The organism is Chryseolinea sp. T2 (assembly GCF_037203685.1).
Classification (GTDB): Bacteria; Bacteroidota; Bacteroidia; order Cytophagales; family Cyclobacteriaceae; genus Chryseolinea.
The window spans coordinates 59,052-73,981 of the sequence record NZ_JBBCAU010000001.1 but is presented as its reverse complement, the minus strand read 5'-3'; the positions used below and the strand labels follow the sequence as shown (position 1 = coordinate 73,981).

Genomic DNA, 14,930 nt, shown 5'->3' with positions numbered 1-14,930 from the left:
TGTGTATTCCTTAATCCAACCCCTCCTTCAGAAAATCTACCAACGGCTGGGCTGCGCGCATGGCTTCGATTAATTTCTTCTTGTACGTTTTGCCCGTTACTTCCTCGTCGCTGAAGGGGTGTTCTACGAGGAAACTTTTCAACTTCAGCAATTCTATCTGCGGATGGTCTTTGGCATAACCCTTCGGGACTGACTTCAATGAATCTCCATCCCAAAGGCCGGCGTAGTACTTCTTAAATTTCGTATCCTTCAATATTTTTTGAAGGCGATCTCCATTATAATCTATCTCCTGGCGGACCTTTGCCAGAGTTTCGGCCTGAGGCACATAAAGGCCCGCAGCAACAAAGCTCTTGCCGTTTGGCTCCAGCTGAAAGTAATATCCTGGAGTGCCCATGGTTTTTCCTCCGGAAGAGATGGCGGCACTCATGTTTGTCTTGTATGGCGTCTTGTCTTTGCTGAACCTCACGTCGCGATAGATCCGGTAGGTGAGCCGCTTGGGATCGAGGCCTGAAAGTGACGAATCGAAAGCAATCATTTCGGCGAGTACTTCACCAACGAACGTTTCGAATCCCTCCTTTAATATAAGATAGTTGTCCTTGTTCTTCTCAAACCAATCGCGGTTGTTGTTACGTGCTAATGACTTGAGAAATTTTAAAATGTTTTCAGCGTTCATCCTTATATCAGATTCTAAACGAAAATTGAGAATTGAAGTAGAATTATTAAAGGGCTCAGATAAAATCAACAACGGTTTCCAAACCAATCCCTCGTGAGGCTTTCACCAGTACAGCCGCGCCCTTTATTGGATGACTCTTCAATTCTTGTATTAAGCTGTCCTTTGTTTCAAACAATAATGCATCCGGATATTCCTCTTTAGCCGAACGCATCAGCTTGCCGCATAGGATCACCCGATCGAAACGATTCGCTTTGAGCAACTTTCCAATATTTCGGTGCTCCTGTTCAGCTTCGTCTTCCAGCTCAAACATGTCGCCAAGTATCAAAGCCTTTACCGGTACATTCATTGCTGCCATATTCTCGATCGCTGCTTTCATCGAAGAAGGATTTGCATTATAGGCATCGAGTATGATGGTATTGTCTCCCTTCTTAACCAACTGCGACCGCATGTTGCCTGGCTCGTATCTGCGTACTGCTTCATTCGCTTTGGCTGCATCAACTTCAAAATACTTTCCAATGCACAACGCGGCGGCTATGTTCTCAAAGTTATAAGTGCCCACCAGGTTCGTCTGAACCTCTTCGCCATTTTCGGCACGAACCTTAATGAATGGGTCAGCACCGATCAGCGTACAGTGATAGTTATCACCCGCAGCGGGGTAGAATACCGGCTCTCTGAATCTCTTTGCCATGTTGGCAAGTATCTCATTCTGCGAGTTGATGAATACCTTTCCGTTTGTTGTTATCAAATGTTGATACAGCTCGGACTTCGCCCGTATGATGTTCTCGAAGCCTCCAAAAGTGCCAATGTGCGCCTTCCCTATGTTCGTAATGAAGCCGTGCGTTGGATTGGCTATGGAACAAAGCAAAGCGATTTCACCAAGGTGATTGGCGCCCATTTCAACAACAGCCACCTCGACAGAATTGTCGATTGCCAGGATCGTCAATGGCACACCAATGTGATTGTTCAGGTTGCCTTTCGTGGCATACGTCTTATAGCGAGTGCTCAATACGGCATTGACAAGCTCCTTGCTGGTAGTCTTCCCGTTGGAGCCCGTTAGCCCAAGCACTGGTATTGACAGTTGCCCGCGATGATGACGCGCAAGATTCTGCAGTGCGAGAAGCGTGTCGTCAACGAGCAGGCACCTTTCGTCTGATGCAAACTTTGCCTCGTCGACAACAACGCACGAGGCACCTTTTTCCAGTGCCTGTTGCGCGAATTCATTTGCATTGAACTTATCACCCTTTAATGCAAAGAACATTGAGCCGGGTGTGATCTTCCTGGTGTCCGTTGAAATGCCGGACGACCGTAAGAAATGACTATACAACTTTTCGGTTTCCATATCCTCTCTCTCCTGTGGACGTATAGTTATTGTGCGTCCGGAAAAGTATCTTGCAGGCAAGATAACAGCTCGCTTGCGGCCAACGTTATAGCGAGGAGAATAATTTTGCCGGTGCGGGTTCTGCTGATCATCATCTTCATGCTTCCACTATACGTACGTGCGCAATTCACGTATGTATATGAAGAGAACATTCCCGTGAGCGACAAAGACGGAAATCCCCTCACCATGCCCTGGGCCGGTGGCCTTAATGCTTCTCATTATAACAAGATGGACCTCGACCGCGATGGCAAAGATGACCTCGTGTTATTTGATCGCATGGCCGACAAAATCATAACGTTTCTCAATCGCGACAACCGCTATGTGCCTGCGCCGCAGTACGAAAGTGCATTTCCTTCGGAGGTCACGAACTGGCTACTGCTTCGCGATGCAAATTGCGACGGACGGAAAGATATTTTCACCGGCGACAACCTCGGCATCAAAGTATATATTAATGTCACCACTGGCGACAGGCCCGCCTGGAAGCAATACATTTTCTACGCCGGACCTGGAAGCACTGGAAGCACCGTACTGTTAACCAAAGGCTTTAGCGGAAAGGTAAATATGCAGTTGCAGTTCGATGACCTTCCTTCCTTCGTCGATGCTGACGGCGATGGTGACCTTGATCTTTTCAACGTGCGATTTGTTGGTAATGGCACCATTGAATACCATCGTAATTTTGGCATGGAGAGATATGGCACCTGTGATTCACTCGACTACGAGCGTCAGACTCAAACGTGGGGTGGCATTACAGAATGTGGTTGTGGCGTATTTGCCTTCAATGGAAATCCCTGCAACGTTCCTCCCGGAGGACGCACAGAGCATGCCGGAGGAAAAAGCCTGACGGCAATCGATGCGAACGGCGACTCCAACATCGATCTGCTCTTTTCAGAAGCCACCTGCAATAACCTTTATCTGCTTCCGAATTCAGGCACGCTTCAAAATCCTGCGATCACAACGACTTCTCCCTTTCCCAATGTATCACCGGCAAGCTTTCCGTTGTTCCCCGCAACGTTTTATGAAGATCTCGACTTCGATGGTGTAAAAGATCTGCTTGCCATGCCGAACATCTTCACAAAGACATTGCTGCAAACGGATCTTGCACATTCAAACTGGTTTTACAAAAACAACGGTACCGATACTGCACCTAACTTCGTTTTCCAGCAGTCAGACTATCTGCAGTCGTTGATGATTGATGTTGGCGACAATGCAGTGCCGGCATTCATTGATTACGATGGCGATGGCGACTTCGACATGTTTGTCAGTCAGTATACATCAAGTGAGATTCCCTCCAAAGTGGCAATGTATGAAAATACCGGAACGGCCGACGCTCCGGCATTCAAGCTCGTCAATGATGATATGTGGGGTTTCTCTCAACTTCCTTTTTACAATCTCAAGATTCAGTTTGCTGACATTACGAATGACGGACGGCAGGATCTCGTCTTCACGGCCACACATCTGCAAACCGGAATCACGCGGCTTTACTTCGTCCCCAACAGCGGCAGCGGCGTGATTAATGTTTCGGGCCAGGTCCAGCAATCCGATGTGGTGGTAGGAGTGAACGAGAACGTGTATGTAGGAGATGTTGATCGAAATGGTCTTGCCGACCTTCTCATCGGACGTACCAGCGGCGCCTTGGAGTACTGGCGAAACAGGGCCGACGGAAGCCTCGGATTTGAGCTCTTTGACAGCAGTTTCCTCGGCCTGGGCGCAAGCGTGCTTCGTCAGAATCTGGCCTGCTTCATGAGCGATCTCGACGGAGACGAAAAGGTTGATCTGATGATAGGAGATCAGAATGGAACGTTGTCAATTGTTTCGAATGTCAGAGGAGCAGGCGATGGAGCGCCCGCTGTTAGTGAATTAGTTTACAACACGATCACAAAGACCTACGAACGTCACAATCTGGGCGGGCGACTGTGGCCCACGGCCATAAACATTTTCAGCAGCACGCGGCCGGCCATTGTTGTTGGCAATGTTCTCGGAGGACTGTCAGTTCTGAAGAATGATAATGGTGAGGAGCTTCCCACTGAACCCACCATAAGCGTGTATCCTAACCCGGTGCAAAGACGGAGCTTTACCGATAAGGAGCTTACTATAAGAATAGACCGGCCAGGATTTGTTCAGGCGTTCACTGCGCTAGGCCAGGTGATGACGGAGCCTGTTTATGTATTGGGCAATGAAGAGTATGCTTTTAGCGTGTCGTCGTTGGCTGCGGGCGTATATATCCTCCGTTTCACTATTGAGAACAAGACGATGACACGTCGTGTTGTGGTTTATTGATTTCAAATTCTATATCATTGGCGATGGCTTACGGATTCATTTTTGACATGGATGGCGTGCTGATAGACAGCAATCCAACGCACACGATAGCGCTTCGCCAATTTTGCAGGGAGCACGGCTTTGAACTAACCGAACAACAATTGAGGGAAAAGATTTACGGTCGCACGAACCGCGACTGGCTTCTGAACCTCTTTGGAAATCTACCGGATGAAACCGTTAAGCGGTACGCCTACGAAAAGGAGGCCCTGTTCAGAAAGATCTACACCGATATCAAACCTCTCGAAGGGCTGCTCGCGTTTTTAAAGAAAATGGACACTTTGGGAATTCCCCGCGCCATTGCGACATCTGCCCCCAGGGCAAATGTCGATTTCACTATTGAGCATACTGGCATCGGACCCTATTTTAAGACCATTCTCGACGATTCTTTTGTCACTATTGGCAAACCGAATCCCGAAATCTACCTGAAGTCGGCGGAGGCGTTGGGTCTGGACCCCAGGAATTGCGTTGTTTTCGAAGATTCATTATCCGGGGTGAAAGCAGGCAAAGCAGCGGGTTGCAAGGTGGTCGGATTGACCACCACGCACACAAATGAGGAGCTTTCTGAAACGGACTTCAATATTGATAACTTTAATATAGAGCCGAAATCGATCCTGGAACGCCTTTTTTGATGAATGTGAGGCAATTATTCAAATTAGCATTGGAATATTGACCTTGTTTTAGCGATATTTGCAGTCCCTTTTCAAAAGGGGTAATTTAAATCAATAGCGGACATGGCACGAGTTTGTCAAATAACGGGAAAGCGGCCTCAGGTGGGAAACAATGTTTCGCACGCTAACAACAAGACTAAGAGAAGGTTCCTCCCTAATCTCCAGAAGAAGCGTTTTTATGTTCCTGAAGAAGGAAAGTGGATTACTTTGAAGGTCAGCACTAAAGCGATCAAGACCATTTCAAAGTATGGTATCACGGCGGTGTTGAAAGATGCGAAGGCTCAAGGCCACCTGGTGTTATAATCTGGTACAATCAAGAAATTAAGGTATCATGGCAAAGAAAGGTAATAGGATCCAGGTGATTTTGGAGTGCACTGAGCACAAGACCACGGGCATGCCGGGCATGAGCCGTTACATCACCACAAAAAACCGTAAGAATACTACTGAGCGCCTCGAGCTTAAGAAGTACAACCCGGTTTTGAAGAAAATGACTGTTCACAAGGAAATCAAATAAGATATGGCAAAGAAAGTAGTTGCGTCCCTTAAGAAGACCGACGGAAAAAGCTATGCAAAGGTGATCCGCGCGGTAAAGTCAGAAAAGACCGGTGCTTACACCTTCAAGGAGGAAATCGTATCCTCTGACCTCGTGAAAGAGGTTTTGGCCAAAAAGTAATAAGAAATTTGCGCAAGCAGTTGAAAAGTCCCGTCTCCGGGACTTTTTTTGTTTAAGTCTACGCCCGTTCAACGTCAACGCCAACGACCATGTCTTTTTTTGGAAATCTGTTTTCGTCTGAAAAAAAGGAGTCACTCGACAAAGGACTCCAAAAGACAAAGGAAAGCTTCTTCGGAAAGCTGGGTAAGGCAATTGCCGGCAAGTCGACCGTTGACGACGAGGTTCTCGACAACCTCGAAGAGATCCTGGTGAGTTCAGACGTAGGCGTAGAGACAACCCTAAAAATTATTGAGCGCATCCAGGAGCGCGTCGCCCGCGATAAATATCTGGGAACCTCAGAACTCAATAGAATCCTTAGAGAAGAAGTCGCTTCGTTGCTTTCCGAAAACAACGCCAGCGATGTGAAGAACTTTGACATCCCCGCCGGCAAGAAACCCTTTGTGATCATGGTGGTGGGTGTGAACGGTGTCGGAAAGACGACCACGATCGGAAAACTTTCCGCTCAGTTTAAGAAGAACGGGAAATCAGTACTTCTGGGAGCAGCGGATACTTTCCGCGCTGCGGCCGTGGATCAACTAAAATTGTGGGGACAGCGTGTAGGCATTCCGGTAGTCGCTCACGGTATGAATACAGATCCATCAGCGGTCGCATTTGATGCCGTGAAAGAGGGCCTCGAAAAGGGGGTTGATATCATCATCATCGACACTGCAGGTCGCTTACACACAAAAGTGAACCTGATGGCGGAACTGACGAAGATAAAACGCGTCATGCAGAAAGTGATTCCCGATGCACCTCATGAAGTGCTGCTTGTTCTCGACGGCAGCACGGGTCAGAACGCGATGGTGCAGGCGCGCGAGTTTACGAAGGCAACCGATGTTAGCGCCCTGGCAATCACCAAGCTCGACGGCACTGCAAAAGGCGGTGTGGTAATTGGCATCTCAGACGAATTCAAGATACCGGTTAAGTACATCGGCGTTGGCGAAAAGGTCGATGATCTTCAAACCTTCAACAAATCCGAATTTGTCGACTCACTATTTAAAGGTGGGTAACGGAGGAGTCTTCCTCGTTGGTATTCTGATAAAGAGCTGGTAATTGAATCCCCAGTAAGAATCCTTGTCGGCCCTCCCGTAACCAGGCACATCGCTTGGCTTCATCTCAGGTGTATCAGCCATATTCAATCCGAATTTCAGGCGAGCAGTGTAGCCCAGCCAAAAGATCTTCCAGATCTTCACGCGTAGCCCTGTAGTTACCTCGACCCAGCTAGCGGGTACGTTGTCGTTGCGCAACAAGTCCGAATCTGTTCCAAACACAGGGTCGGTTGAGGTCACAAGCATCTGTTCGGAAAATTTAGAACGGGCATAACGCAAGCCTAGAAAGAACATGTTTCTGTCAGGATCCTTTTTAAGGAAATTGACGTCTGCCCCAACGCGCCAATAGTCGCCGCTATTGGAATACTTGGCCTGCCCTTCACTTTCCCATTCGCGTTCCCAATGTCCGTAGTCGAGCGCGAGGAAGTATCGATAGAAGTCAACATCGGCATTAATCTCCCAACCTTTGAACGTGTCATCAAACGAAGGACGAATCAAGGAGATGAGATCTGTGCCAACCCGTACCCCGGTAGGAAGATAGCTTGGCTTTATTATCGTTGTGTCGGGCTCGGTGCTCTTTGTGTCCTTTCCATTTTTTGATGCAGGGGTGTTCTTTGACGGCTGGGCAGACGTTGACGGAGGATTCTTCGATGCAGGCGTAGTCTTAGAGTCCTGGGTTTTCTTTGGATCCTGTGCCTGAACAACGCTCGCGGCCGCCAGAACCAATCCAAACAATAGCGATATGTTAGCGCGTGAGCTCAAAATTGATTTTAGGTAGGTCGTAAATGCTGTCTTCCTTTAACGTGGGTGTTGTGAAACTTGAATTCAGAGTGTCGTATCTGAGTTTGCTAATGAAATTCTGCACGCCGCATTTTGGAGAGAGTGTTTTAGTTGTCCTCAGGTATGTGACCTTTAAAGTATCATCAGGAAATGAAGCATCGGTATAGTTGAAGATGTATGTCGAAGAATCGGCTAGCAGATTCAAAGGAAGCCAAATTTCGCTTAACGTGGCACCTACTGGCACCCTCTCATTTGGACCAAACTTTATCGAATCAATTGCCACGTCCGCAACAAAGTCGACGTAGAGAATATTCGTGCGCGGACAGCGATAAATTTCAAGATTCGAGCTCGGTGGCTGGGTCGGAACGGAATTAAGTATTCTTATTGAATCAAAATCTGTGGAAGTGGGTGCGATATCACTGAAAACGTAACGTTCACCACAGTCTTCTGACACAAATTGTACAAGCGATTTGTACGACAGATCCAGGTGCTTTGGCTCCCCGGTGTTAATTCCTCCATAGTAACCATCAAACGTGTAGCCTATTTCGGTTGCATATGGGTTTAATGGGAGTTTGACACTGCTGCTGCCAGTTGCACCGGCCAGAAATACGGTGTCAGTTCCCGGAGTAGATACTCCTGCCAGATTGTAAACATCAGTCCCACCCCCGATAATCTTAAAAGCGATAACCATCACATTATTATTGAGCTGATAGCAATCAGGCTGGTCGAGGCAGGAAAAAGTAAATATGGAGAAGAAAACGAACCAGCTTAATCTCTTCATGGTTATCAAACGCGGCTGTAAAGATAGTTTAACAGGCTAAAGGCCAAATTCCGGATCGGCCAATTTTTAGTACTTTTGCCGCTGCTTTCGGCCGAAGTGCGAAACCTAATCTGCTGATAAACAGTTGGTAACGATTCAGGCGTATTTCAAAAGGCCGGTAACGATAAGCAAATACCCGACCAGCTAACTTAAAACCGCTGCTGTTGGGGTCTAACATGAAGACGAAGGGCAACAAGAATACAAAAGTAAATATCGTCACCCTGGGGTGTTCCAAGAACCTGGTGGACTCCGAAGTGCTGCTTACCCAGCTTCGCGGCAACGGCATCGATGCCGTCCATGAGTCCGAATCCGACGACTCCAGTGTGGTGGTCATCAACACCTGTGGCTTCATCGATAACGCCAAACAGGAATCTATTGATACGATCCTTCGCTACGTCGATGCCAAAGAAGAAGGCATAGTAGACAAAGTGTATGTCACGGGATGCCTGTCTCAGCGCTACAAGGATGACCTTGAAAAGGAAATTCCGGAAGTAGATGCCTGGTTCGGCACACGCGATCTGTCCAGGATGCTGAAAGTTTTCAAGGCCAACTACAAGCACGAGCTGGTTGGAGAGCGCATCCTCACCAATCCAAGTCACTTTGCTTACCTGAAAATCTCCGAAGGCTGCGATCGCCCCTGTTCTTTTTGTGCCATACCGCTGATGCGCGGTAAACATATCTCAAAACCAATCGAAGAGCTTGTTAAGGAAGCAAAGAGCCTGGCTAAGGCCGGTGTGAAAGAATTGCTTCTCATTGCCCAGGATTCTACTTACTACGGGCTGGATCTCTACAAGAAGAGAAACCTGTCGGACCTGATGCGTCATCTTTCAGACGTAGATGGTATCGAATGGATCCGTCTTCACTATGCATATCCCGCTGGATTCCCGCTCGATGTCCTCGACGTAATGGCGGAACGAAGCAACATCTGCAAATACATCGACATCCCGTTGCAGCATGGTTCAACCGAAATGCTGAAACTCATGCGCCGCGGCATCACCCGCGAGAAGACTGAAGATCTGATCTCTACCATCCGCGATAAGGTTCCCGGCATTGCCATCCGCACTACGATGATCGTTGGTCATCCTGGTGAAACGGAAAAGGAATTTGACGAGCTTGTGAAGTTTGTTGACAAGACCCGCTTCGACAGATTGGGCGTCTTCACTTATTCACATGAAGACAACACACACGCCTACTCAATGAAGGACGATGTACCGGTTGAGACAAAACAACAGCGAATGGATGACCTGATGGAGATCCAGCAGGACATCTCACAGGAGTTGAATCAGGCCCGTATCGGCAACACCTATAAGGTACTTGTTGACCGTAAAGAGGGCGGTGAATTTATCGGCCGTACAGAATTTGACTCCCCCGAGGTAGACAACGAAGTAATCATCCAGGACAAGGATAACTATCTGAGAATCGGCGACTTTCAGCAGGTTCGGATCACGGACGCCACGGAATTTGACCTCACCGGCGAAGTGGTCAGCACGCCTCAGGTGTAATCACTTCAACCCAAACCTTCAAATTGTCGTTATTCGAAAGATGGTTCCCATTACCACCACCAACCTCTCCTGTCAACATGCAGCTTGATAAGGTTTCGCTTGCTGATACCAATGCTTTCAGCAAATTCTTTCTCGATTACATGTCCAGTGAAGAGGCGCTGCGGCCTTACTTTCATAGGGAGCCACACATTGAAAATTTCGGAGACCAGATAACAAACAAAGTCGAATCCTTTACGATCGATCAGCGCTCAACACTCGTGCAAACACTGAAGGCGCAATATGAAGGATTCAAAAAGTCGCCGGCGCTCGAGCAAAGTATCAATCTGCTCAGCGACCAAAAGACAGTTACCATAACGACCGGTCACCAGTTGAACATCTTCACTGGTCCTCTATATTTTATCTTTAAGATCGTCACCGTCATTAATACCTGTAAACGCCTTAAGCAACAGTATCCGGAATACAATTTTGTTCCCGTATACTGGATGGCATCGGAAGACCATGACTACGATGAGATTAAGTATTTCCGATTGCACGGAAAGAAGTATGTGTGGGAAACGAACCAAACCGGGGCCGTCGGTCGATTCAATACTACGGGGCTCGATAAGCTTGCAAGTGAGGTCTCTGATGGAATCTCCATATTTCGTGAGGCTTATTCGAAGCGTAAGAATCTCGCTGCAGCCACACGGCATTTTGTAAATGAACTTTTTGGCGAGAAAGGTCTTGTTGTGATCGACGCCGATAGTCGTGACTTGAAAAGGGCATTGGTGCCCGCGATGCGCGACGACATACTGTTGCAGGACCTCAAAGGATACGTAGACATTTCAACGGTCGGGCTGAATTCTTCCGGATATAAGACACAGGTATTCTGCAGGGATATCAACTTCTTTTACCTTCATCAGAACATCAGGAGCCGAATTGAAAAAGACGGCGACCGATTTATTGTTGTCGACACAGACCTATCATTTTCGCGACAGGAGATTGAAAAGCTGATCGACCAGGAGCCTGAACGATTCAGTCCTAACGTTATCCTGCGTCCATTGTACCAGGAATTGATCCTCCCGAACATCGCCTATGTAGGGGGGCCATCTGAAGTTGTTTACTGGATGCAGTTGCAGGATGTTTTCGAATTTTACAGGGTTCCGTTCCCCATACTGATGCCCCGAAACTTTGGAATGGTAATCGATCATGAAGTTTCACGCAAATGGTCGAAGACAGGGTTGACACTTAAAGACCTTTTCGAGGACAAGAACTATCTGTTCAACGAATGGGTGCTGGCTCATTCTAATCACGATCTTTCCGTTTCAAAAGACCGGAGTGCCATCACCAATCTTTTCAATGAGCTGCGAACTCGTGCTGAAAAAATAGATCCGACGCTTAAGGGATTTATAGAGGCGTCAGCAAAACGATCGCTCACAAGTCTTGATAAAGCTGAGCACAAAATGCTTAGAGCAGAGAAAAGAAATCAGTCCGACAAACTTCGGCAGATCGGTGAAGTGAAAGACATTTTGTTTCCCGGTGGCGGATTGCAGGAGCGTACAGATAACTTCCTGAACTTCTATCTGCGCGATCCGTCCTTTATTGATTCACTTCTTGAACACTTTGATCCATTCGATTATCGGTTCAATATTTTATCTTACACTGCCTGACCTAATCGCATGACCAAGGAAGAAATTCGAGAAACCTATCTAAAGCAAAGGCTCGCGCTTTCCGAGATGTCATGCTCAATGATGAGCCACACGATTTCGGAGAAGTTCATAGCGAACTTCGATCTCGACCGACTCAATGTGCTGCATTCGTTTATTCCAATAACAAAGAATAAGGAGCCTGACACCTGGGTCATCATTGACTGGATACGCACAAAGTACCCGGACATCCGAATTTCCCTTCCGCGCGTGGTCACTAAAACAAGGCAGCTGCAGAATTTCTATTTCGACGATCGCTTTCCCCTTAAAAAGAACAAGTGGGGTCTTGAGGAACCAACCCAGGGAGAATCGACAAATATTCAGGACATCGATCTGGTGATCGTGCCACTCGTGGCTTTTGATAAGAAGGGCAATCGCGTTGGATATGGAAAAGGATTCTACGACAAGTTCCTTGCGGGGTGCAGGCCTGATTGCAAGCGTGTAGGGCTATCGTTCTTCGAAGCAATTGATCGTATTGATGACATCAACACGCTTGATGTTCCGCTGCATCATTGTATTACTCCGAAGGAGTTTTATACTTTTTAGTTTTATCGGGAATCGCGAATTCAGATTCGATTATTGATTATCATCATCCCAGTCGAAGTACTCATCGCTTTCAAGTTCGAGTTCCTTCTTTTGCTTGGTGCCTTTATTTTTGAACGCCTCTTTCAATTCCTTCACCTCGTTCTTCAAGTCGGCCGCAATCTTTTTCTTCACCGCCTCGGTATCGTATGATATCCGGTAGTCATCCGTAGTACCGTAGATTTTCAGGAATATCTTCGTCTGACCCGCACCATCCTCTTCAAGCGCGCTCTTGGCCTCCTGATAGTTCACATTCTTGTTGTTTATCAATGGGGCCACAATGTGATAATCGATACGCTGATCGAAGGTATGCGTTCCACTTAAACGCAAAGATGTTACGTTGGTGCGGACTTCCATTTGTGGAATGTACACCGTCTTATTTTCAATGTGAATGTCATTCTTCAGCTCCGAGAAGCGCAGCTTGCTGAGACCCTCATCGTTGAGAAAGCGATTGAGCTTCTTCATAGGCTCAAAATTGTTGAGCTCGCCGTTTTTGATGGAGGCACTGATGTCGCCGGTAAGTGTTTCCTGGAACAGCTTTAGATTTTGATTCAGGGTCATCTCGAGATTCACATCGGCCGTCGTCTGACCTTTCAAATGTTTGTCCTGAATGAAGTCCTGCTTAAAGTTTTCAAATACATAGAAAATGCTGTCTACGTGAATGCCATTCAGCCGGAACGAGCTTACCACATCGATTGCCTTCCTGTTCTTGGAGTCAACGATACCCGAAAGGGTCATATCGCCACCCATCGATCTGAAAGTGATATTGCGCGAAACGGCCATCTCGTTCTTCACCAGCAGATCGCCCTTAAGATTGCTCGCGTGAAAGCGCTTATAACGGAGTGACTGTACGTCGCAGTTGAAGTTAAGATTGATGTTCTTCGAGATGCTGAACTCGTACTCCTGGGCCGTCCCGCCCGTCGAGTTTCCGAATCCTATGGCAAAGAGCTGGTCCACATCAAGGAACCGCGACTTAAGATCCGTTTCGATTCCAATGGGCTGATTGTCGAACAGCAGGAAGGTGATGATGTTCTTGAAGAATCCGTTCATGGTGATGTCGCTGTTCCCTAGCCGACCCGACACATTGCTTAGCGCGAGGTCGTTATTGCTGAACTGCAGATTTCCATGAAGACCTTCGATCCGGGTGTTGTCCTTTCCAAAGTTGAAGGAGATGCCCTGCAAGTCAATCGTACCTTGTGTCGTCACCTTCTGGGCCGTCGACTTCTTCTTCAGCAAGTCGATCTTCCCATTGAAAGATACGTTGGCAAGCAACGAACCTGACGCTGCCCTGATTTCTTCGATAGGATAGAAGCCCAGCAAGGCGGCAGCATCAACGCGGCCTTTAAAGTCGCATACAACATCCGGGCTGGAGAAGTTGTGGATCGTAAGATTACCCGAGAACGGTTCCTTATTTAGCGTTCCGCTGATGTTCTTTAATGATAAATGCGCGATGGAAGTGTTCATCACATCATTCGTTCTGAAAGAACCCTCGAGGCGGGCACCCTCTATGCGCGACTTATAGGTTGGATGGTATACCGTAGCATTGGTACAACCAAAGTCAATATTTAATGCTGGGTTTGCTTTCTTTCCGATTTCGCCCTGCAGCCTTCCCTTGAAGTACACATCGCCATCGCTTCGGTACTGCGCGAGATTTCCCGCAGTCGATTCGGGAAGGAACGAAACCAGGGTTTGAATATCAGTGTCCTTGCCATCCACCTTGATATCAATCTCATTTTTCGTTTTCCACGAGTAGATTCCAGCCACATTGAAGGAGGCTTTACGCAACACGAGAAGGCTGGGATTGATCGTCAGTACCTTCTTCAGATCGTCGTATACAAGATCGCTCTCAATTTCAAATGACTTGCCCGCCAGATACGATTTGCCCTCAATAGATAGTTTGTCAATGGTGAGATCACCGTCCGCATCGATGTCGTACACGTCGTTGTCGGTATCGATCGATGCTTTGAGCTTATTGCTTTTGTAGGTGTGTTGTTGGTTAAGCGACTGATCGCTGTAATGAACTACGGTATTGATCAGTTGAACATTGTGTAGCGCAAACTTTACCGAACCCTGGCCGGCACCAGAACCAGCCTTGGCAATAGTGTAGTTGTTTTCCCCGTTCAGGTTCACCTTCAGGTTAGTCTCGCTGTCGTTAATGCGAAGCCCTTCGATCAAATACTTGCCGTTCCAGGCATCGATCAGGTTCATCTCAAAGGCCAGCTCCTTCGCCGTGAGCAGGGGATACTTTCCCGGATGACTGTCCTCCACCATCACGTCGAACATCACGATGGAAAGTTTTGGAAAGTTCTGCCAGACGGAAACGTCGAACTTACCCACACTCACCGGAGTACTCAATTGCTTGTTTGCCTCCCGGATAAACTGGTTGATGATCTTGTCCTTGAAAAGGAAAGCCGATATGGTGACCGACAACACGACAACCCCGATCACGAGGGCCAGATAAAAAAGTATTTTGCGAAGGATGTTCAAACGCACTAAGAGTTCACAAAAGTACAAGACAAATATCAAACCGCTTTTCACAGAGGTTCAATACTTCTCGCCAAAGGTCGGCATTTCTAATACAAAATGCCCGATCGGGGAAGGACACCATCTGAAAAGTACCGGTTAAACGCAACTATACGAGCGATGCGTATGTATGTCCCGACGGATTGTTGAATGATCCTGCACAATGCATTTGGCCTGCTCACGCGCCCATGCAGGTTCCCAAATGGCGCGGGCTGCAGCAATGCACGGGCCTTTGCCACTTGATG

At 47.6% G+C, this 14,930-nt stretch carries 14 protein-coding genes; 9 read left to right on the top strand and 5 right to left on the bottom strand.

The window, feature by feature from the left end:
- Positions 1 to 10: 10 nt before the first annotated feature.
- Entirely contained in the window at positions 11 to 673 is a 663-nt protein-coding gene (locus tag WBG78_RS00325) for a DUF2461 domain-containing protein (protein ID WP_337324364.1), read from the bottom strand.
- Between the two features lie 55 nt (positions 674 to 728).
- Positions 729 to 2,012: a UDP-N-acetylmuramoyl-tripeptide--D-alanyl-D-alanine ligase gene (locus WBG78_RS00320; RefSeq protein WP_337324363.1), complete on the bottom strand. Its 1,284-nt coding sequence runs from the start codon at positions 2,010 to 2,012 to the stop codon at positions 729 to 731.
- 138 nt (positions 2,013 to 2,150) lie between these two features.
- On the opposite strand from WBG78_RS00320, the gene WBG78_RS00315 reads away from it, so the two are divergent.
- The 6 genes from WBG78_RS00315 (at position 2,151) to ftsY (ending at position 6,757) form a co-directional block, all read left to right on the top strand.
- Positions 2,151 to 4,328 (top strand): T9SS type A sorting domain-containing protein, encoded by a 2,178-nt coding sequence (locus WBG78_RS00315; RefSeq protein ID WP_337324362.1) that lies wholly within the window; start codon positions 2,151 to 2,153, stop codon positions 4,326 to 4,328.
- Positions 4,329 to 4,351: 23 nt separating this feature from the next.
- Positions 4,352 to 4,996 carry an HAD family hydrolase gene (locus tag WBG78_RS00310; RefSeq protein ID WP_337324361.1) on the top strand — a complete coding sequence of 215 codons (645 nt, stop codon included), beginning with the start codon at positions 4,352 to 4,354 and terminating at the stop codon, positions 4,994 to 4,996.
- A gap of 102 nt (positions 4,997 to 5,098) precedes the next feature.
- Entirely contained in the window at positions 5,099 to 5,338 is a 240-nt protein-coding gene (gene rpmB / locus WBG78_RS00305) for a 50S ribosomal protein L28 (protein ID WP_337324360.1), read from the top strand.
- 28 nt (positions 5,339 to 5,366) lie between these two features.
- Entirely contained in the window at positions 5,367 to 5,549 is a 183-nt protein-coding gene (gene rpmG / locus WBG78_RS00300) for a 50S ribosomal protein L33 (RefSeq protein WP_337324359.1), read from the top strand.
- A gap of 3 nt (positions 5,550 to 5,552) precedes the next feature.
- Positions 5,553 to 5,708, top strand: coding sequence for a DUF4295 domain-containing protein (locus WBG78_RS00295; RefSeq protein WP_337324358.1), 156 nt, complete (start codon positions 5,553 to 5,555; stop codon positions 5,706 to 5,708).
- A gap of 89 nt (positions 5,709 to 5,797) precedes the next feature.
- Positions 5,798 to 6,757 carry a signal recognition particle-docking protein FtsY gene (gene ftsY, locus WBG78_RS00290; RefSeq protein ID WP_337324357.1) on the top strand — a complete coding sequence of 320 codons (960 nt, stop codon included), beginning with the start codon at positions 5,798 to 5,800 and terminating at the stop codon, positions 6,755 to 6,757.
- Here ftsY and WBG78_RS00285 read toward each other — a convergent pair.
- Complete coding sequence (locus WBG78_RS00285) at positions 6,740 to 7,558, bottom strand: DUF6048 family protein (RefSeq protein ID WP_337324356.1); 819 nt, start codon at positions 7,556 to 7,558, stop codon at positions 6,740 to 6,742. The genes ftsY and WBG78_RS00285 overlap by 18 nt on opposite strands.
- On the bottom strand, positions 7,542 to 8,357 hold the full coding sequence (locus tag WBG78_RS00280) for a DUF6452 family protein (protein WP_337324355.1): 816 nt from the start codon (positions 8,355 to 8,357) through the stop codon (positions 7,542 to 7,544). The genes WBG78_RS00285 and WBG78_RS00280 overlap by 17 nt, the downstream gene beginning before the upstream one ends.
- A 215-nt stretch (positions 8,358 to 8,572) precedes the next feature.
- Between WBG78_RS00280 and rimO the strand changes: the two genes are divergently transcribed.
- From rimO to WBG78_RS00265, 3 genes are all read left to right on the top strand, one after another.
- A complete protein-coding gene (rimO, locus tag WBG78_RS00275) occupies positions 8,573 to 9,898 on the top strand; it encodes a 30S ribosomal protein S12 methylthiotransferase RimO (protein ID WP_337324354.1) in 1,326 nt (441 codons plus the stop codon).
- Positions 9,899 to 9,975: 77 nt separating this feature from the next.
- Complete coding sequence (bshC, locus tag WBG78_RS00270; protein ID WP_337324353.1) at positions 9,976 to 11,544, top strand: bacillithiol biosynthesis cysteine-adding enzyme BshC; 1,569 nt, start codon at positions 9,976 to 9,978, stop codon at positions 11,542 to 11,544.
- 9 nt (positions 11,545 to 11,553) lie between these two features.
- On the top strand, positions 11,554 to 12,126 hold the full coding sequence (locus WBG78_RS00265) for a 5-formyltetrahydrofolate cyclo-ligase (RefSeq protein WP_337324352.1): 573 nt from the start codon (positions 11,554 to 11,556) through the stop codon (positions 12,124 to 12,126).
- Positions 12,127 to 12,156: 30 nt separating this feature from the next.
- Here WBG78_RS00265 and WBG78_RS00260 read toward each other — a convergent pair whose 3' ends face one another.
- Positions 12,157 to 14,649, bottom strand: a complete 2,493-nt coding sequence (locus tag WBG78_RS00260) for a YhdP family protein (RefSeq protein ID WP_337324351.1) — start codon at positions 14,647 to 14,649, stop codon at positions 12,157 to 12,159.
- Positions 14,650 to 14,930 lie beyond the last annotated feature (281 nt).

What these genes read in the sequence shown, in the direction of transcription:
- WBG78_RS00325 (WP_337324364.1), bottom strand. Translation starts at nt 673, where the DNA reads ATGAACGCTGAAAACATTTTAAAATTTCTCAAGTCATTAGCACGTAAC.
- WBG78_RS00320 (WP_337324363.1), bottom strand. Translation starts at nt 2,012, where the DNA reads ATGGAAACCGAAAAGTTGTATAGTCATTTCTTACGGTCGTCCGGCATT.
- WBG78_RS00315 (WP_337324362.1), top strand. Translation starts at nt 2,151, where the DNA reads ATGCTTCCACTATACGTACGTGCGCAATTCACGTATGTATATGAAGAG.
- WBG78_RS00310 (WP_337324361.1), top strand. Translation starts at nt 4,352, where the DNA reads ATGGCTTACGGATTCATTTTTGACATGGATGGCGTGCTGATAGACAGC.
- rpmB (WP_337324360.1), top strand. Translation starts at nt 5,099, where the DNA reads ATGGCACGAGTTTGTCAAATAACGGGAAAGCGGCCTCAGGTGGGAAAC.
- rpmG (WP_337324359.1), top strand. Translation starts at nt 5,367, where the DNA reads ATGGCAAAGAAAGGTAATAGGATCCAGGTGATTTTGGAGTGCACTGAG.
- WBG78_RS00295 (WP_337324358.1), top strand. Translation starts at nt 5,553, where the DNA reads ATGGCAAAGAAAGTAGTTGCGTCCCTTAAGAAGACCGACGGAAAAAGC.
- ftsY (WP_337324357.1), top strand. Translation starts at nt 5,798, where the DNA reads ATGTCTTTTTTTGGAAATCTGTTTTCGTCTGAAAAAAAGGAGTCACTC.
- WBG78_RS00280 (WP_337324355.1), bottom strand. Translation starts at nt 8,357, where the DNA reads ATGAAGAGATTAAGCTGGTTCGTTTTCTTCTCCATATTTACTTTTTCC.
- rimO (WP_337324354.1), top strand. Translation starts at nt 8,573, where the DNA reads ATGAAGACGAAGGGCAACAAGAATACAAAAGTAAATATCGTCACCCTG.
- bshC (WP_337324353.1), top strand. Translation starts at nt 9,976, where the DNA reads ATGCAGCTTGATAAGGTTTCGCTTGCTGATACCAATGCTTTCAGCAAA.
- WBG78_RS00265 (WP_337324352.1), top strand. Translation starts at nt 11,554, where the DNA reads ATGACCAAGGAAGAAATTCGAGAAACCTATCTAAAGCAAAGGCTCGCG.